The sequence below is a fragment of the Microbacterium sp. CCNWLW41 genome, from assembly GCF_037083505.1.
Window position 1 is genome coordinate 28,600 of sequence record NZ_JBAOJP010000015.1, and the last position, 17,323, is coordinate 45,922.

At 72.8% G+C, this 17,323-nt stretch carries 15 protein-coding genes; 4 read left to right on the forward strand and 11 right to left on the reverse strand.

Going from position 1 to position 17,323, the window contains the following annotated elements; translation table 11 throughout:
* Positions 1-46 precede the first annotated feature (46 nt).
* The 4 genes from hisH to V6R91_RS34180 all read right to left on the reverse strand — a co-directional run bounded on the left by hisH (position 47) and on the right by V6R91_RS34180 (position 2,845).
* Positions 47-718 (reverse strand): imidazole glycerol phosphate synthase subunit HisH, encoded by a 672-nt coding sequence (gene hisH / locus V6R91_RS34165; RefSeq protein ID WP_336399015.1) that lies wholly within the window; start codon positions 716-718, stop codon positions 47-49.
* Positions 715-1,323: an imidazoleglycerol-phosphate dehydratase HisB gene (hisB, locus tag V6R91_RS34170; protein ID WP_336399016.1), complete on the reverse strand. Its 609-nt coding sequence runs from the start codon at positions 1,321-1,323 to the stop codon at positions 715-717. Before hisB ends, hisH begins: the two co-directional genes overlap by 4 nt.
* Positions 1,320-2,414 carry a histidinol-phosphate transaminase gene (locus V6R91_RS34175; protein ID WP_336399017.1) on the reverse strand — a complete coding sequence of 365 codons (1,095 nt, stop codon included), beginning with the start codon at positions 2,412-2,414 and terminating at the stop codon, positions 1,320-1,322. The genes hisB and V6R91_RS34175 overlap by 4 nt, the downstream gene beginning before the upstream one ends.
* 62 nt (positions 2,415-2,476) lie before the next feature.
* Complete coding sequence (locus V6R91_RS34180) at positions 2,477-2,845, reverse strand: LysM peptidoglycan-binding domain-containing protein (RefSeq protein WP_336399018.1); 369 nt, start codon at positions 2,843-2,845, stop codon at positions 2,477-2,479.
* Positions 2,846-3,104: 259 nt separating this feature from the next.
* On the opposite strand from V6R91_RS34180, the gene lexA reads away from it, so the two are divergent.
* Positions 3,105-3,785, forward strand: a complete 681-nt coding sequence (gene lexA, locus V6R91_RS34185) for a transcriptional repressor LexA (protein WP_336399019.1) — start codon at positions 3,105-3,107, stop codon at positions 3,783-3,785.
* Positions 3,786-3,854: 69 nt separating this feature from the next.
* Complete coding sequence (locus tag V6R91_RS34190; RefSeq protein WP_336399020.1) at positions 3,855-5,387, forward strand: hypothetical protein; 1,533 nt, start codon at positions 3,855-3,857, stop codon at positions 5,385-5,387.
* Here the strand turns inward: V6R91_RS34190 and metE are convergent.
* Entirely contained in the window at positions 5,384-7,714 is a 2,331-nt protein-coding gene (gene metE, locus V6R91_RS34195; RefSeq protein WP_336399021.1) for a 5-methyltetrahydropteroyltriglutamate--homocysteine S-methyltransferase, read from the reverse strand. The two genes, V6R91_RS34190 and metE, sit on opposite strands and share 4 nt — an antisense overlap.
* Positions 7,715-7,808: 94 nt before the next feature.
* Positions 7,809-8,771, reverse strand: a complete 963-nt coding sequence (locus V6R91_RS34200; RefSeq protein ID WP_336399022.1) for a methylenetetrahydrofolate reductase — start codon at positions 8,769-8,771, stop codon at positions 7,809-7,811.
* A gap of 269 nt (positions 8,772-9,040) precedes the next feature.
* Here V6R91_RS34200 and V6R91_RS34205 point away from each other — a divergent pair, with 269 nt between their 5' ends.
* Positions 9,041-10,981: a S9 family peptidase gene (locus V6R91_RS34205; protein WP_336399023.1), complete on the forward strand. Its 1,941-nt coding sequence runs from the start codon at positions 9,041-9,043 to the stop codon at positions 10,979-10,981.
* A gap of 68 nt (positions 10,982-11,049) precedes the next feature.
* Here the strand turns inward: V6R91_RS34205 and hflX are convergent, their stop codons facing one another.
* Entirely contained in the window at positions 11,050-12,567 is a 1,518-nt protein-coding gene (gene hflX / locus V6R91_RS34210) for a GTPase HflX (RefSeq protein WP_336399024.1), read from the reverse strand.
* 157 nt (positions 12,568-12,724) lie between these two features.
* Here hflX and V6R91_RS34215 point away from each other — a divergent pair, with 157 nt between their 5' ends.
* Positions 12,725-13,372, forward strand: a complete 648-nt coding sequence (locus V6R91_RS34215; RefSeq protein ID WP_336399025.1) for a class I SAM-dependent methyltransferase — start codon at positions 12,725-12,727, stop codon at positions 13,370-13,372.
* A 58-nt stretch (positions 13,373-13,430) separates the two neighbouring features.
* On the opposite strand, the gene dapF is transcribed toward V6R91_RS34215, so the two are convergent.
* Genes dapF through miaB form a run of 4 tightly spaced genes read right to left on the reverse strand, consistent with a single transcriptional unit; the run spans position 13,431 to position 17,299 of the window.
* Positions 13,431-14,318 carry a diaminopimelate epimerase gene (gene dapF, locus V6R91_RS34220; RefSeq protein WP_336399026.1) on the reverse strand — a complete coding sequence of 296 codons (888 nt, stop codon included), beginning with the start codon at positions 14,316-14,318 and terminating at the stop codon, positions 13,431-13,433.
* A gap of 39 nt (positions 14,319-14,357) precedes the next feature.
* Positions 14,358-14,780 carry a GNAT family acetyltransferase gene (locus V6R91_RS34225; protein WP_336399027.1) on the reverse strand — a complete coding sequence of 141 codons (423 nt, stop codon included), beginning with the start codon at positions 14,778-14,780 and terminating at the stop codon, positions 14,358-14,360.
* Positions 14,777-15,739, reverse strand: a complete 963-nt coding sequence (gene miaA, locus V6R91_RS34230) for a tRNA (adenosine(37)-N6)-dimethylallyltransferase MiaA (protein WP_336399101.1) — start codon at positions 15,737-15,739, stop codon at positions 14,777-14,779. Before miaA ends, V6R91_RS34225 begins: the two co-directional genes overlap by 4 nt.
* Before the next feature lie 9 nt (positions 15,740-15,748).
* The gene (gene miaB, locus V6R91_RS34235) at positions 15,749-17,299 is read right to left on the reverse strand and encodes a tRNA (N6-isopentenyl adenosine(37)-C2)-methylthiotransferase MiaB (protein ID WP_336399028.1); all 1,551 of its coding nucleotides are present in this window, start codon (positions 17,297-17,299) and stop codon (positions 15,749-15,751) included.
* Positions 17,300-17,323: the final 24 nt, after the last annotated feature.

Genomic DNA, 17,323 nt, shown 5'->3' on the forward strand with positions numbered 1-17,323 from the left:
TCGTGCGGGAAGGTCGGGAGCAGACGCTCCCGGAGTTGGCACGGTCTCAGAGGTTATCCCCGCCGAGCCCCTCGATCCAATTCGAGAGCAGGCGGATGCCGGCCTCCCCCGACTTCTCGGGGTGGAACTGCGTCGCCGAGAGGGGTCCGTTCTCGACGGCGGCGAGGAACGGCGTGCCGTACTCGCACCAGGTCAGCACCGGCTCGGGGAACGGCGGCTGCACATCGAGCAGCCACTTCTGCGCACCGAACGAGTGGACGAAGTAGAACCGCTCCTGCTCGATCCCTCGGAACAGCCGGGAGCCCTCGCCGGGCTGCACGGTGTTCCAGCCCATGTGCGGAAGCACCGGCGCGTCGAGCTCGGTCACGACGCCCGGCCACTGCCCCATGCCCTCGGTGTCGATGCCGCGCTCCACACCGCGCTCGAAGAAGATCTGCATGCCGACGCAGACGCCGATGACCGGACGCCCGCCCGCGAGGCGGCGCTCGATGAGCTCGTCGCCGCGGCTGGCGCGCAGCGCATCCACGACGGCGCGGAAGGCCCCGACGCCCGGGACGAAGAGCCCGTCGGCGTCCATCACGAGGCCGCGGTCGGAGGTGAGCCGGGCGTCGGCGCCGGCCGCGACGAGCGCCTTGACCGCCGAGTGCACGTTGCCCGACCCGTAGTCCAGGACGGCGACGAGCGGCCTCTCGCGGTCGGCGGACGCCGCTGCGCTCACAGCGCGCCCTTCGTGCTCGGGACGCCCTCGATGAGGGGGTCCAGCGCCTTGGCCTGCCGGAACGCCCGCGCGAACGCCTTGTACTCGGCCTCCGCGATGTGGTGCGGGTCACGCCCGGACAGCACGCGCACGTGCACGGTCAGGGCGGCGTTGTACGAGATCGCCTCGAACGTGTGGCGCACGAGCGAGCCGGTGAAGTGGCCGCCGATGAGGTGGTGCTCGAAACCGGCCGGCTCACCGGTGTGCACGAGGTAGGGGCGGCCGCTGATGTCGACGACCGCCTGCGCGAGCGCCTCGTCGAGCGGGACCAGCGCGTCGCCGTAGCGCGAGATGCCGGACTTGTCGCCGAGCGCCTCGCGGATCGCCTGTCCGAGCACGATCGAGATGTCCTCCACCGTGTGGTGCGCGTCGATGTCGGTGTCGCCGGAGGCGCGGACGGTGAGATCGGTGAGCGAGTGCTTCGCGAACGCGGTCAGCATGTGGTCGAAGAAGGGCACCGTGGTGTCGATGCGGCTGCGGCCGGTGCCGTCGAGATCGAGCTCGAGCTCGACCGTGGACTCGCTCGTGGCCCGCCGCAGCGAGGCGGTGCGGGATGCGGCGCTCATGACGTCGATCCTACCGAGGCCAGTGCGTCCAGGAACGCGGTCGTCTCCTCCTCGGTCCCGGCGGTGACGCGGAGGTGATTCGGGATGCCGACATCGCGGATGAGCACGCCCTCGTCGTACAGCGCGCTCCAGGTCGCGCCCGGATCGGGCACCCCGCCGAACAGCACGAAGTTCGTCCACGACTCGTGCGGCGTGTAGCCGAGGGCCTCGACGGTCGCCGAGATGCGGTCGCGCTGCCCCACGATCTCATCCACCATGCGCAGCATCGTCGGGGCGTGACGCAGGGCCGCCGTGGCCGCCGCCTGCGTCAAGGCGCTGAGGTGGTACGGGAGCCGCACCAGCCGGAGCGCGTCGATCAGCGCCGGGTCGGCCGCGAGATACCCCACGCGGGCACCCGCGAAGGCGAACGCCTTGCTCATCGTGCGCGACACCACGAGCCGCTCGCGACCGGGCAGCAGCGTCAGCGCCGAGCGCTCGTCGTGGGGCGCGAACTCGAAGTACGCCTCGTCCACGATGACGATGCCGTCGGTCGCGTCGTAGACCGCCTCGACGACGTCGAGGCCCAGGGGCGTGCCCGTGGGGTTGTTCGGCGAGCACAGGAAGACGACAGCCGGCGACACGTGGGCGACCTGCGCGGCCGCGTCCGCAGCCTCGATCGAGTAGTCGGAGGACCGCGTCCCGGCGATCCAATCCGCCCCGGTCCCCCGCGTCAGGAGCGGGTACATGGAGTAGGTGGGCCCGAAGCCGAACGCCGTACGGCCGGGTCCGGCGAAGGCCTGGAGGATGTGCTGGAGCACTTCGTTGGACCCGTTCGCGGCCCAGATCTGCTCGCGGGTGAGCCCGTGTCCGAGGTAGTCGGCGAAGCCCTCGCGCAGGGCGGTGAACTCGCGGTCGGGATACCGGTTCACATCGCGCAGGGCGAGGGCGATGGAGTCGAGGATGTCGTCCGCGACCTCCTGCGGAACCGGATGCGTGTTCTCGTTGACGTTCAGGGCGACGGGAAGCGGTGCCTGCGGAGCGCCGTAGGGCGTCTGCCCGCGGAGATCGGCGCGTAAAGGAAGGTCTTCGAGACGTGCACTCACCCCTCCCATGGTAGAGCCGCGCGACACGCTCCCGCCTCGGATGACGTCGGCGGCGCGGGTTCGGCCGGGCCCTACTCCGCCGAGCCGTACTCCGCCGGAATCGCCAGGCTCTGCCCGGCCTGGACGGTGACGCCGTCGAGTGCGTTCAGGCGGACGATGGCGTCGACCACGTCGCGGGGGTCCTGCCCGGGCGCGACGTCCTCCGCGATCGTCCACAGCGAGTCGCCGTGCGACACGGTGACGGTGCTGAACGACCCCGCCGGCGCACCGGCGTCGCGGGTGGCGAGAGCCGCCCCGCCGCCGATGACCGCGGCGCTGAGCGCGATCACCGCGGGCATCGCCGCCAGCGTGGCCAGGACGCGGCGGCCCCGCACCGTGAGTCGCAGACGCGTCGCGCGCGCCGGCGAGGGAACGGACGTCGTGTAAGCGATCGCGGTCATGGTGTCTCCTCGTGATGGGGAGAGATTCGCATTCCCCGCTCGGCCGGGAGCGGGGAGTGCGAACCTCTCTTCCGAAGCTATCTTCGACTCTCGACGGTGTCAAGACTCGGCCCGAGTGCCGAATGATCGAACGCGACACGCGGACGGGTTGTTCCCCGTACCCCCGGTATGCGGATACGGTTTCGATACGAGAACCCCACCACGGGCCTCCGACATTCGAAGAAGCAGCGCTCGCGGGCGCAGGGACGGGAGCCGGAAGATGAGCGACGCGGCCGGGCGCGACAAGCCCCAGACTCGTCGGCGCAAGAGCCTCAGCGACAAGCAGCTCGCGATCCTCGAGGTGATCCAGCGCTCCATCGCGCGCCACGGGTACCCGCCGAGCATGCGCGAGATCGGCGACGCCGTCGGCCTGAAGTCGCTGTCGAGCGTGACCCACCAGCTCAACCAGCTCGAGCTCAGCGGCTACCTCCGCCGCGACGCCGGCAAGACGCGGGCGATGGAGGTGCTCATCGACCTCCCCGGGTCGGCGACCGAGAGCCCGGCCGACGCCGCGCCCTCGCTGGGCGACGCCGCCCTGGTGCCCCTCGTCGGGCGGATCGCCGCCGGCGTGCCCATCACCGCCGAGCAGCAGGTGGAGGAGATCTTCCCGCTGCCCCGCCAGCTCGTCGGCAAGGGGGACCTCTTCATGCTCAAGGTCTCGGGCGAGTCGATGATCGACGCCGCGATCTGTGACGGGGACTGGGTCGTCGTGCGCGCGCAGGCCACCGCCGACAACGGCGAGATCGTCGCGGCGATGCTCGACGGCGAGGCCACGGTCAAGACCTTCCGGCAGCGCGACGGCCACACGTGGCTGCTCCCCCGCAACTCCGCGTTCGAGCCGATCCTGGGCGACGAGGCGACGGTGCTGGGCAAGGTCGTGGCGGTGCTGCGCGCGGTCTGAGCGCCTTTCACCCGAAACGCGTGACGAAGGTCCTGGCGGGGCAGCGGCGCGGCGCGCTATAAGGGGGGGATGACCGACACGACCGGCATCGCCGACGCCGCCGACCTCCGCGCGCGCCTCGAGGCGCTCGAGGCGGAGAACGCCCGACTCCGCGGTGATTCCGCGCAGGGCGCCAGGACGTCGACCGAACCGCCCGGCAGCCGCTGGCGCGCCTTCTTCTCGGCGCTGTGCATCGTCATCGCCACGATCCTGGTGCCGGTGTCGATCGTCGCCGCGTGGGCACGCGTCGAGCTGGTCGACGAGACGCGCTTCGTCGAGACGTTCGCACCGCTGGCCGACGACCCGCAGGTTCAGGCGCTGGTCGTGCAGGAGGTCACCGCGGCGATCGACGAGTCGCTGAACCTCGAGACGGTCGTGAACGATCTCTTCGACGGCATCCAGCAGCTCGATCTGCCGCCGCGCGCCCTCGCCGCCCTCGATCTGCTGCGCTCCCCCGCCGCGCAGGGGGTGCAGAACCTCGTCGACACGACCGTCACCCGCCTCGTGCAGTCGGAGGCCTTCGCCGACGTGTGGGAGACGGCTCTGCGAGCCAGTCACCGCTCGCTGCAGGCCGTCGCGGCGGGAGGTACGGCCGGCGGCGCCGTGGTGATCACCGGCGAGGGGGAGATCGGCATCCAGCTGGGCCCGATCATCGCGGAGGTCAAGGACCGCCTCGTCGACCGCGGCATCGGGATCGCCGAGCAGATCCCCGAGATCGACAGGACGATCGTGGTGGCCCAGAGCGACGCCCTCACGGTCGTCGGCACGGTCTACAACCTCGCGGTGGCCGCGGGGTGGTGGACGCCGCTGCTGGCCCTCGTCCTCTTCGTCGCGGGGATCGCCATCGCCCGGCGGCGCTCCACGGCGGTCCTGGGAACAGGCGTCGGCATCGCGGTCGGCGCGGCCGCGCTCGCGATCGCCCTGGGCGCCGGCGGCGCCGTGCTCGCGCTGAGCGGACCGAACCTCGGCGTGCCGGCCGGCGCGCTCGCCTCGATGTACGAGCAGATCACCGGCGCCATGCGCGACACCGCGGTGGTGCTGACGCTCCTCGGCGTGGTGATCGCGGTGATCGCGTGGATGTCGGGGCGCTGGCGCGGCGCTCAGGCGGCACGCCACGGGGTCGCGTCGATGAACGCCGGGATCCGGACCGCCGCCCTCCGGCGGGGCGTGGACACCGGCCGAGTCGGCTCGTGGCTCTTCGCACAGCGCGTGCTCGTCCGGGTGGTCCTCGGCGTCCTCGCGGTGCTGTGGCTGATGCTCCTGCGGCCGTTGTCGGTCGGAGAGGTCTTCCTGGTCCTGATCGTCTGGCTCCTGGTGTGGTGGGTCACCGAACTGCTGCAGCGCCGGCCGGAGGACGCCGAGGCGGCGGCCGCGGCCGACGTGGTCGCGGTGCCCCCCGCCGACGGCGCGGGGCCGGCGGGCGTCACCGACGGCGACACCCTCGTCCTCGACTCCGAGGCGGACACCCTCGTGATCGACGCGGATGCCGACACCGTGGTGGTGGAGACGCCGGATGCCGCGACCGGAGGGGCCGCGGCATCCGGGACCAAGAAGCGCCGCTAGGCCGGAACGCGCGTCCGCGCCGCCCGCGTCGCCTCGACGAGGTTCCGCAGCGACGTCACCGTCTCGCCGTACCCCCGCGTCTTGAGGCCGCAGTCCGGGTTCACCCACACGCGGCGCAGCGGGAGCTCGGCGACCGCGCGGTCGAGGAGCTCCGAGATCTCGTCGACGGACGGCACGCGCGGCGAGTGGATGTCGTACACGCCCGGCCCGACGCCGGCCGCGAAGCCCGACGACGCGATGTCGCCGATCACCTCGCCGCGGCTGCGGGCGGCCTCGATGGAGGTGACGTCGGCGTCCAGTGCCGCGATCGCATCGATCACGACGTCGAACTCCGAGTAGCACAGGTGCGTGTGCACCTGCGTCGCGGGTGCCGCGCCGGCTGTGGCGAGGCGGAAGGACGCCACGGACCACGCGAGGTACGCCGGCTGGTCGGCCACCGCCAGCGGGAGCAGCTCCCGCAGCGCCGGCTCGTCGACCTGGATCACCCGGATGCCCGCGTCCTCGAGGTCCGCGATCTCGTCGCGCAGCGCGAGGGCGACCTGGTTCGCGGTCTCGGAGAGCGGCTGGTCGTCGCGGACGAACGACCAGGCGAGGATCGTCACCGGCCCGGTCAGCATGCCCTTCATCGGCTTGTCGGTGAGCGACTGGGCGAACGTCGACCACGCCACCGTGATCGGCGCCGGACGCGACACGTCACCCCACAGGATCGACGGCCGGGTCGCGCGCGAGCCGTAGGACTGCACCCAGCCGTTCTCGGTGACGGCGAATCCGTCGAGGTGCTCGGCGAAGTACTGCACCATGTCGTTGCGCTCGGCTTCGCCGTGGACGAGGACGTCCAGCCCGAGATCCTCCTGCAGGGTCACGACGCGCGCGATCTCGTCGCGGAGGAACCGCTCGTACTCCGCGGCGTCCAGCTCGCCGCGGCCGTGCCGCGCACGCGCACGCCGGATCTCGTCCGTCTGCGGGAACGAGCCGATCGTCGTCGTGGGCAGCAGCGGCAGGGCCAGCTGCGCGTCCTGGGCCTCGACGCGCGTGCCGTACGCGCCGCGGTCGAAGTCGGCATCGACCAGGCCGGCCGTGCGCGCCCGCACGGCACCGTCGCGCACGCCGGGCGATGATCGCCGGGCGGCGAGGGCGACGGATGCCTCCGTCAGCGCGTCCTCGATCGCCGCGCGTCCCTCCGCCAGACCGGTCGCGAGCGTCACGACCTGCCCCACCTTCTGGTCGGCGAACGCGAGCCACGACGCCAGACGCGGATCGAGCGCGGACTCGTCGTCGACGTCGTGCGGCACGTGCTGCAGAGAGGTCGACGTGGCGGCGGCGACAGCGCCGGCGCCGAGCGCCGCGAGGTCCGACAGACGGCCCCACGCCGCCTCCAGGTCGCCGCGCCACACGTTGCGGCCGTCGATCACGCCGCCCACCAGCGTCTTGCCGGCGAGGCCGTCCACTGCGGCCGGGACGCCGCCGCGCGTGAGGTCGACCGCGATCGCCTCGATCGGCGCCGCGCCCAGCGCCGCCCACGCCGCATCGGACAACTGCGCGTATGGGGCGGCGACGAGGAGCGACGGGCGGCCCGTGGCGGCGCCGAGCACCTCGTACGCCCTGGCGGCGGCATCCGCCAGCTGCGCCGTGGTCGCCGGAAGGCTCTCGCTCACGAGGGCGGGCTCGTCCAGCTGGACCCACTCCGCGCCCGCGGCCCGCAGTCCCTCGAGCAGCTCGACGTATACCGGCAGCAGGTCGTCCAGGCGGCTGAGCGGGTCGAAGCCGGCGGGCGCGGCATCCGTCGCCTTCGAAAGGGCGAGCAGCGTGACGGGACCGACCAGCACCGGCCGGACGGTGAAGCCGTCGGCCCTGGCCTCCGCCACCTGGCGGGCGAAGCGGTCGCACGACATCGCGAACGCGGTCTCGGGGCCGATCTCGGGGACGAGGTAGTGGTAGTTGGTGTCGAACCACTTCGTCATCTCGAGCGGCGCATCGTCGCCCGCGCCGCGGGCGGCCGCGAAATAGGCGTCGAGGCCGATCCGGCCGTCGTCACCGCGCCGCGCGCCGAAGCGCTCGGGCAGCGCGCCGACCGCGACGGCGGCGTCGTGCACCTGGTCGTAGAACGAGAACGACTCCGGGATCGACGAGTCGTCGCGGCCGAGGCCGAGGGCGGCCAGACGCTCGCGCGTCGCGTGGCGCAGCTCGGCCGCGGCGCGCTCGAGCGTCTGGACGTCCGTGGCTCCGGACCAGTGCGCCTCCACGGCGCGCTTCAGCTCGCGGCGGCGGCCGATGCGCGGGTAGCCGAGGATGGTGCCTCTCGGAAACTGCGGGCGAGGGTCGGACATGTGCGTCTCTCTTTCCTTCTGGGTGTGCGGCAGGGGGTTTCCGGGGTCGCCGAAGACACCGTCGGGCTCTCCGACGGAGGGCGGCGCCCGCGTGTCAGTGGACGGGATCGGGCAGCCGTGACGCCGACGGGAGCGCCCCGGCCTCGCCCAGGACCTCGAGGACCGTGTCGTGGTTGTTGAACGCGTAGAGGTGGATGCCGGGGGCCCCGCCCTCGACGACCTCGCGGGCCAGCTGCGCGGCGTGGGCGACGCCCACCGCACGCTGCCCCTCGGCGGTCGGCTCGACGTCGAGCGCGACGGCCAGCTCGGCGGGCAGCTGCTCCCCCGTGAGCTCGAGCACGCGCCGCAGCCGCGCGGGCGAGGTGATGGGCATGATCCCCGGCAGGATCGGGATCGTGACGCCGGCGCCGCGCGCGCGCTGCACGAACCCGAGATAGTCCTCGGCGTGGAAGAAGAGCTGCGTGATGGCCAGGGTGGCACCGGCCGCCTGCTTGGCGAGGAGCGCGTCGATGTCGCTCGATGCGTGGCGGGCCCGCGGGTGCCCGTTCGGGAAGGCGGCGACCGCGATGTCGACCCGCGGTCTCTCCGCGACGCGGACGGCGCCCGGCACGCCGGGGACGGGCGCCTCGGTGTACGGGGCCCGCTCGGCCTGCACGCAGTCGATCAGCTGCACGAGCTGTGCGGCGGATTCCAGGTCGCCGAGGAACGCGTCGTCCTCGGACGATCCGGCGGGCGGGTCGCCCCGGAGGGCGAGGAAGCTCGTGATGCCGGCATCGAGGAACTCGCGGATGAGCGAGGTCGCGCCGGCGTAGCCGTTGCCGACGCAGGTCAGGTGCGCGAGCGGCTCGACGTGCGTCTCGCGGAGGATGTGGGTCAGCAGCTCGAGGGAGCGGCCGCCGGTGGAGCCGCCGGCGCCGTACGTCACCGAGATGAACCGGGGGTCGACGGCGGCGAGGTGGCGGATCGTCTCGTGCAGTGCGGCGAAGCCCGCGTCGGAGCGCGGCGGATACACCTCGAACGAGATCGGCACGCCAGGTGTGCTCAGATCGATCGGCATGGGTCTGCTTCTCAGGTCGGGGACAGGGCTGGGCCGAACGGAAAGCCCGGGCGGCCGCGGCACCACGCTCACCGCCGCAGCGGAAGGGGTGTCATCGCGGGCGGGTGCCGGGCTCGGCTGTCGCTCCTGCCCGGTACCCCGTGGTTCGGGGCGTCCGTGAGGACGACCGGGCGACGATGCGTCCACGGTAGCGGAGGCGGGCGGCGTGCACCGTCCTGTGACCTACTGTTTCGGTCGAGCGGTGGCGGCCTTCGTCGTACCGTGGTGTCGTGACAACCACCCGCGCACTCCCCTACGGCAGCTGGCCCTCTCCGATCTCCGCCGCGGCGGTGTCCGCCGCATCGCCGCGCATCGAGGGGGCGCGGTTCGTCGGCGGCGGCAGTGCGCCCCAGGTGTGGTGGGGCGAGTCGGTCCCGGAGGAAGCCGGCCGGTCGGCGGTGCGGCGGCGCACCTCGTCCGGGTCGGTCGAGGACGTCCTCCCCGCGCCGTGGAGCGCCCGGTCGCGCGTGCACGAGTACGGCGGCGGCTCGTGGACCGCCGACGACCAGGGCGTGCTCTACTTCGTCGAGAAGGCCGACCAGCGCGTCCGCCGTCTGCGGCCGGGGTCCGAGCCGCAGCCGCTCACCCCCGACGCGGGCGACGTGCGCTACGGCGGCCTGAGCCTGCAGCGCGGACGCCTGCTCGCGGTGCGCGAGGCGCACCGCGAAGGCCGCCCGCCGCTGCGCGACATCGTCGAGATCCCGCTGGACGGATCGGGTGCGAGGGATGCCGCCCGCATCGTGTCGCTCGCGAGCGACAGCGACTTCGTGGCCCACCCCGCCCTCTCGCCCGATGGGCGGCACCTGGCGTGGATCGCGTGGGACCATCCGCACATGGCGTGGGACCGCGCCGAGCTGCGCATCGGCCGGATCGAGGACGGCGCCGTGGCGGAGTGGACGACCGTCGCCGGCGGCGACTCCTCGCCGCTGCAGCCGGTGTGGACCGCCGACGACGCCCTCCTGTTCGCCGACGACCCGTCGGGCCGCTGGAACGTGTGGCGGATGCGCCTGACCGCTGACCTCCCGCACGAGCCGGTCGCCGAGGCCGACGCCGATACCGGCGGCCCGCTGTGGGTGCTCGGCACCCGCTGGTTCGCGGCGCTGGAGGACGGCCGCATCGTCGCCGTCCGCACGAACGGGGCGGATGCACTCGTGCTGATCGGCACGGACGGCGCTGCGCACGACCTTCCCGCCGACGCCGTCACCCGCCTGTCGATCGAGGACGTCCGTGGCACACGCCTCCTGCTGTCGGGCGCCGGCTCGCGCGGAGCGGGACTGTGGGAGCTCGACGTCGACAGCCCCGACGCCCGGCGGCTGATCGTCGGAGGGGAATCACCCTGGGGTGACGAGTGGATGCCGCGCTCCCGCGCCGTCACCTTCCCCGGGCCGCACGGCCCGGTGCACGCGTTCGACTACCCGCCCCGCAATCCCGAGGCCCGCGGTCCGCAGGACGAGCGGCCGCCCTACGTCGTCTTCGTGCACGGCGGGCCGACCGACCACGTCGGCGGCGCGGCATCCGGGAAGATCGCGTACCTCACCAGCCGCGGAATCGGCGTGCTGGACGTGAACTACGGCGGCTCCACCGGCTATGGCCGCGCGTACCGCGAGCGCCTGCTCGGGCAGTGGGGCGTCGTGGACGTCGACGATGTGGTCGCCGCCGCGCGAGGTCACGCCGCGGCCGGCGCGGCCGACCCGGAGCGGCTGGCGATCGCCGGCGGCTCGGCCGGCGGGTGGACGGTGCTCTGCGCGCTGACGGGCTCCGACGTCTTCGGCGCCGGCATCAGCCGCTACGGGGTGGCCGACCTCCGGCGCCTCGCGGAGGACACGCACGACTTCGAGGCGAGCTACCTCGACGGCATGGTGGGGCCGCTCCCCGGCGCGGAGCACCTGTACGTCCAGCGATCGCCGCTGTCGCACCTCGACCGGCTGCGGACGCCGCTGCTCATCGAGCAGGGCCTGGAGGACCGCGTGGTCCCTCCGTCGCAGTCGGAGGCGGTGCGCGACGCGCTCGCCGCCAACGGCGTCGCGCACGCGTACCTCGCGTTCGAGGGCGAGGGTCACGGGTTCCGCGGCGCCGAGACGCTGGTGCGCACCCTCGAGGCCGAGGTGGCGTTCCTCGGGCAGGTGTTCGCGTTCGAGACTCCCGGCATCCCGCCCCTCCCCCTCGACTGAGACGCGCGACGGCCCCGCACCGGACAGCGTGCGGGGCCGTGGGAGGCGTCTCGGGCGGAGGTTGCGTCTCAGACCGAGAACGGGGCGAGGCGGGCGGCGAGATGCTCGCCGACGCGGGCGTGCACGGCCGTGCCGCCCTCCTCGTGCGCCTGGGACAGGATCATCCCCTGCTCGTGGATCGCCGACACCAGGTCGCCCCGGTCGTACGGCACGAGCGCGTGCACCTCGACGGCCGGGAGCGGGAGCGCCGCTTCGATCGCGGCGCGCAGCTCGTCGACGCCCTCCCCCGTGCGGGAGGAGGCGAAGAGCGCCTGGGGCTCGAGTCCGCGCAGCACGAGGCGCGTGTCGGCGTCCACGAGATCGGCCTTATTGAACACGACGATCTCGGGGATGTCGCGCGCACCGACGTCGCCGATCACATCGCGCACCGTCGCCAGCTGAGCGGCGGGGTCGGGGTGCGACCCGTCGACAACGTGCAGGATGACATCGGCCTGGCCGACCTCTTCCAGCGTCGAGCGGAACGCCTCGACGAGCTGGTGCGGGAGGTTCCGGACGAACCCGACCGTGTCGGTGAGCGTGTAGACCCGGCCGTCGGCCGCCTCGGCCCGGCGCACGGTGGCGTCCAGGGTCGCGAACAGGGCGTTCTCGACGAGGACGCCGGCGCTGGTCAGCCGGTTCAGCAGGCTCGACTTGCCGGCGTTGGTGTATCCGGCGATGGCGACCGACGGCACGGTGTGCCGCTTGCGCTCGGCGCGCTTGGCGTCGCGTGCGGGCGCGAAGTCGCGGATCTGCCGGCGAAGCTGCGCCATGCGGGTGCGGATGCGCCGGCGATCGAGCTCGATCTTCGTCTCACCGGGGCCGCGCGAGCCCATGCCCGCCCCGCCCGCGCCGACCTGCCCACCGGCCTGACGGCTCATCGAATCACCCCAGCCGCGCAGTCGCGGCAGGAGGTACTCGAGCTGGGCGAGCTCGACCTGGGCCTTGCCCTCGCGGCTCTTCGCGTGCTGGCTGAAGATGTCGAGGATCACGGTCGTGCGGTCGATGACCTTGACCTTGACGACGTCCTCGAGCGCACGCCGCTGGCTGGGTGCGAGCTCGGTGTCGGCGATCACCGTGTCGGCGCCGACGGCCGCCACGATGTCGCGCAGCTCCTCGGCCTTGCCCCGGCCGACGTACGTCGCGGGGTCGGGGTGGGGGCGTCGCTGGAGCACGCCGTCGAGGACGACGGCGCCCGCGGTCTCGGCGAGGGCTGCCAGCTCGCGCAGCGAGTTCTCCGCGTCCTCCGTCTCACCCTGCGGGTGGACGCCCACCAGCACGACGTTCTCGAGCCGCAGCTGCCGGTACTCGACCTCGGTGACGTCCTCGAGCTCGGTCGACAGGCCGGGGACGCGCCGCAGCGCCGCGCGCTCCTCACGGTCCCACTGCTCGCCGTCGCTGTCGCCCAGCCCGATGGTGGCCTCGTCCTGGAGCGCCTGCGCGGCTCCGAAGACGTGCACCCCCGAGCGCGCCTCGGCGCGCGCCAGCACGCGATCCACCGGGTCGACCGGCGTCTCGTCGGTGCTCTGGGGGGTTGTCGTATCCGTCATGTGTTCCTTCGTTGTGGATGGGATGCCGTTTTCCGACGCTCATCGGCCGGTTCGCGGCATCCGTGAATTCTAGTCCTCCGAGGTGGGCCTGGACAGGGAATGGCGGTCGTCCGATGCGCTCCCAGCTCGGGCAGCACCTCCGCTAGGCTCGTCACCCATGGGGAGCGACCACTACTTCAGTGCGACGCCCGCCAGCCCCGAGAATCTGCGCCGTGTCCGCGTCCGGCTCGCCGGACGCGACCTGGAGGTCACGACGGCCGGAGGCGTCTTCAGCCCCGACCACGTGGACTCCGGCACCGCGGTGCTGCTGTCGAACACGCCCCCGCCGCCCGCGGGCGGGCACTTCCTCGACCTCGGCTGCGGGTGGGGCCCGATCGCGCTCAGCCTCGCCATGGACTCCCCTCGTGCGACGGTGTGGGCCGTCGACGTGAACGAGCGGGCACTGGATCTGGTGCGCCGCAACGCGGCCGATCTCGGCCTCGAGAACGTCAACGCCGTCCTGCCCGACGATGTTCCCGATGACGTGATGTTCCGCACGATCCGGTCGAACCCGCCGATCCGCGTCGGCAAGCACGAGCTGCACGGTCTGCTCGAGCGATGGATCCCGCGGCTGGACGAGAGAGCGGATGCCTGGCTCGTCGTGCAGCGCAACCTCGGCTCGGACTCGCTCCAGCGGTGGCTCGCCGCGACGCTCGACCGGAGGTTCAGCGTGCATCGCGCGGCGACGGCGCGCGGGTTCCGCGTCCTGAAGATCCGCCGGCACGGGTCTCCCCCGAGCGAGCCCATCCGGATCCCGGAGCTCTGACAACGCGCCAGGGCCGTCCCCCCGCGTCCCGCCGCGTCCCGCCGTCGGCGGAGGCAGTTCAGGCGAGCGTGACCTCGCCGGAGTAGACGAGGGTCGCCGGCCCGGACAGCAGCACATGGCGCTCGCCGTCGACCTCCGGCATCCGCACCCCCAGCGTCCCGCCGGGGACGTCGACGATCCAGCGATCGGGCGCAGCCGGCCCCGCCCAGTGACGCACCGCGAGCGCCGCGGCCGCGACGCCGGTGCCGCAGCTGAGGGTCTCGCCGACGCCGCGCTCGAAGACCCGCATCCGGATGGAGCCGACGCCCTCCCGCACGAGCGGATCGCTCGGCACGACGAACTCGACGTTGGCCCCGTGCGGCGGCTCGGGCTGCAGGAGGGGCTGTGCGGCCAGGTCGAGGCCTTCCAGCTCCGTCTCGTCGGGCAGCGCGACGACCACGTGGGGGTTGCCGACGTCGATCCCGATGCCCGGGCGCGGCGCGCCGCCCCCGCGCGTGCGGACGAGCACCTCGGCGTCTTCCACGCGCCACGGGCCCAGATCCACCTCGTAGCCGCGTTCGCCGAGCGTGCCGTCGCTGCGAGTGACCGTCTTGACACCCGCCCGCGTGCCCACCGCGAGCGGTGCGTCCTCCACGTCGGCCCAGCCCACGTCCACGAGGTAGCGCACGAACACGCGCACCCCGTTGCCGCACATCTCCGCTTTGGAGCCGTCCGCGTTGCGGTAGTCCATGAACCACTCGGCGCCGGAGGCGGCTGCCTGGGCGCCCTCGGCGATCGCGTTCGCGCGCACGACCCGAAGGATGCCGTCGCCGCCGATGCCGAACCGGCGGTCGCACAGCACGGCGACCTGGTCGTCGGTGAGATCGAGCGCGCCGTCGGGGTCGGGGACGATCACGAAGTCGTTGCCGGTGCCGTGGCCCTTGGTGAACGCGATCGTCTGCGGCATCGTCCCAGTCTAGGGTCGCGACGATGCGCGACCGCCGCCTCAGTCGGCGATGAGGCGCTTGCCCGTCGCCCAGATCTCGAACGGCTCGTAGTCGAGGGAGTCGTAGAACCCGCGCGCCACGCCGTTCTCGGGCCGCACCATGAGCTGCACCTTCGGGCACCCCATCGCCAGCAGCCGATCCTCGGCCTCGCCGACCAGTCGCCTGCCGATCCCCTCGCCGCGACGCTCGGGCGCGCTCGCGAGGTAGTACAGCCACCCCCGGTGCCCGTCGTAGCCGGCCATCACCGACCCCACCACAGCGCGCTCGTCGACAGCGACCAGGAACAGCTCCGGCTGCACCGAGAGCTTGCGGCTGATGTCCTGGTACGGGTTGTTCCAGGGCCTCGTCAGCCCGGTGGCCTGCCAGAGCGACACGACGTCCTCCGTGTCGGCGACGTCGAAGGGGCGGATGGCGATCGTCATGGCATCGAGTCTGCCAGGGACGAGGCATCCGTCGACGGTTCGGCCCAGAGGACGCCCTCGTAGCGCTTGAACCACGACACCTGCCGGCGGGCGTACCGCCGGGTGAGCGCCTGCGTCTCGGCGATCGCCTCCGCCTGGGTCATCTCGCCCGCCAGCTGGGCGAGGGCCTGCACGTAGCCGATGGCGCGCCGGGCGGTGACTCCTCGATCGAGTCCCTGCGTGCGCAGCCGCGCCACCTCGTCGACGATGCCGTCGCGCCACATCGCCTCGACGCGCAGGTCCAGTCGCCGCACGAGCTCGTCGCGGGGCACCGCGACGCCGACGATCCGCGTTCGGTCGGGCCACAGCGTGGGCGCCTCGGGAAGCGCGGCCCCGTGGGTGCGCTCGCCGAGCTCGAGCACTTCGAGCGCGCGCACGATGCGGCGTCCGTTGCGGGGGTCGATCCGCTCGGCGGTCGCCGGGTCGAGCGTGCGCAGGCGGGCGAACAGGGCGCCCGGTCCGTGGGCGTCGAGCTCCGACTCCAGTCGTGCGCGGACGTCGGTGTCGCGCGGCGGGAACCGGAAGTCGAACAGCACGCTCGACACGTACAGCCCCGATCCGCCGACGAGCACGGCGTCCGCGCCCCGCCGGTGGATGTCGGCGATCACCTCGCGCGCCGCCTCCTGGTACCACGCCACCGCCGCTTCCTGGGTGACCTCCAGCACGTCGAAGAGATGATGACGGATGCCGCGCCGCTGCGTCTCAGGCAGCTTGGCGGTCCCGATGTCCATGCCCCGGTACAGCTGCATCGCGTCGGCGTTGACGATCTCGGCGGGGCGGCCACGCTCCGCGAGCGCGTCGGCCAGGTCGAGCGAGAGCGCGGTCTTACCGGTCCCGGTCGCGCCGACGACGGCCCACAGGCGCGGCGCCGCGGCCGGGCGCGGCGTCGCAGTCGGGCGCTCCCCCGCCTCGGAGGTCACCACGTCGTGTCAGACGCCGATGCGCAGCGTCGGCAGGCCGAGGGACACCGCCCGCGGTGCTCCGGCGTCGCCCGCCGGTGCCGGGATGCCGCACGACTCGGCCTGCGCCCGGTCCCACGCATCGCCGGACCGCGTGCGGCGGATGCGCAGCGGCGCGCCGCCCGGCGCGTCGGCGAGGAGGTGGAACGGCGCGGCGTGCGTCACGACGACGGACACGACGTCGCCGGGGCGGGGCGTCTCGGACCCCGCGGGCACCTCGAAGTGCACGAGCCGGTTGTCTTCGGCGCGTCCGGTCAGGCGGTGGGTCTCGGCGTCCTTCTTGCCCTCGCCGGTCGAGACGAGCACCTGGACCTCGCGGCCGACCTGCTTCTGGTTCTCTTCGAGCGAGATCCGCTCCTGAAGCGCGATGAGGCGCTCGTAGCGCTGCTGCACGACCTCCTTGGGCACCTGGTCGGGCATGGTCGCCGCCGGCGTGCCCTCGCGGATGGAGTACTGGAAGGTGAACGCGCTGGCGAACCGGGCCTGCTCGACGACGCGCATCGTGTCTTCGAAGTCTTCGTCGGTCTCGCCGGGGAAGCCGACGATGATGTCGGTGGAGATCGCGGCGTCGGGCATCTTGGCACGGACGCGGTCGAGGATGCCGAGGAACCGGTCGCTGCGGTAGGACCTGCGCATCGCCTTGAGGATGCGGTCGCTGCCGGACTGCAGCGGCATGTGCAGCTGCGGCATCACGGCAGCGGTCTCTGCCATCGCGTCGATGACGTCGTCGGTGAAGGCCGCCGGGTGCGGGCTCGTGAAGCGGATCCGCTCGAGGCCCGGGATCTCGCCGGCGGCGCGCAGGAGCTTGCCGAATGCCTGGCGGTCACCGAACTCGACGCCGTACGAGTTGACGTTCTGCCCCAGGAGGGTGACCTCCATGGCGCCGTCGTCGACGAGCAGGCGGATCTCGCTCAGGATGTCGCCGGGCCGGCGGTCCTTCTCCTTGCCGCGCAGGCTGGGCACGATGCAGAACGTGCAGGTGTTGTTGCAGCCGACCGAGATCGACACCCAGCCGCTGTAGACGCTGTCGCGCTTGGTCGGGAGGGTCGACGGGAAGATCTCGAGCGCCTCGAGGATCTCGAGCTCGGCCTCGCCGTTGTGGCGGGCGCGCTCGAGCAGGCTGGGGAGCGAGCCCATGTTGTGCGTGCCGAACACGACGTCGACCCACGGCGCCTTCTGCTGGACGACGTCCTTGTCCATCTGCGCGAGGCAGCCGCCGACGGCGATCTGCATGCCCTCGTGCTTGTCCTTGCGGGACTTGAGGTGGCCGAGCGTGCCGTACAGCTTGCCGGCGGCGTTGTCGCGCACCGCGCACGTGTTGATCACGACGACGTCGGCGTCCTCGCCCGCCTCGGCGCGGACGTAGCCCGCGCTCTCGAGGGAGCCGGAGAGGCGCTCGGAGTCGTGCACGTTCATCTGGCAGCCGAAGGTGCGCACCTCGTAGGTGCGGGCGCGGCCGTCGACGTCGTGCGCAGCCGCGGACGGCGCGATGAGAGTCGGGGTTGCGGAGGGCGAAGACATGATCACGCCATTCTACGAGCCGTG

What these genes read in the sequence shown, in the direction of transcription:
- V6R91_RS34200 (WP_336399022.1), bottom strand. Translation starts at nt 8,771, where the DNA reads ATGCCGATCGATCTGAGCACACCTGGCGTGCCGATCTCGTTCGAGGTG.
- V6R91_RS34190 (WP_336399020.1), top strand. Translation starts at nt 3,855, where the DNA reads ATGACCGACACGACCGGCATCGCCGACGCCGCCGACCTCCGCGCGCGC.
- V6R91_RS34225 (WP_336399027.1), bottom strand. Translation starts at nt 14,780, where the DNA reads ATGACGATCGCCATCCGCCCCTTCGACGTCGCCGACACGGAGGACGTC.
- metE (WP_336399021.1), bottom strand. Translation starts at nt 7,714, where the DNA reads ATGTCCGACCCTCGCCCGCAGTTTCCGAGAGGCACCATCCTCGGCTAC.
- dapF (WP_336399026.1), bottom strand. Translation starts at nt 14,318, where the DNA reads ATGCCGCAGACGATCGCGTTCACCAAGGGCCACGGCACCGGCAACGAC.
- V6R91_RS34215 (WP_336399025.1), top strand. Translation starts at nt 12,725, where the DNA reads ATGGGGAGCGACCACTACTTCAGTGCGACGCCCGCCAGCCCCGAGAAT.
- V6R91_RS34180 (WP_336399018.1), bottom strand. Translation starts at nt 2,845, where the DNA reads ATGACCGCGATCGCTTACACGACGTCCGTTCCCTCGCCGGCGCGCGCG.
- hisB (WP_336399016.1), bottom strand. Translation starts at nt 1,323, where the DNA reads ATGAGCGCCGCATCCCGCACCGCCTCGCTGCGGCGGGCCACGAGCGAG.
- hflX (WP_336399024.1), bottom strand. Translation starts at nt 12,567, where the DNA reads ATGACGGATACGACAACCCCCCAGAGCACCGACGAGACGCCGGTCGAC.
- miaB (WP_336399028.1), bottom strand. Translation starts at nt 17,299, where the DNA reads ATGTCTTCGCCCTCCGCAACCCCGACTCTCATCGCGCCGTCCGCGGCT.
- lexA (WP_336399019.1), top strand. Translation starts at nt 3,105, where the DNA reads ATGAGCGACGCGGCCGGGCGCGACAAGCCCCAGACTCGTCGGCGCAAG.
- V6R91_RS34175 (WP_336399017.1), bottom strand. Translation starts at nt 2,414, where the DNA reads ATGGGAGGGGTGAGTGCACGTCTCGAAGACCTTCCTTTACGCGCCGAT.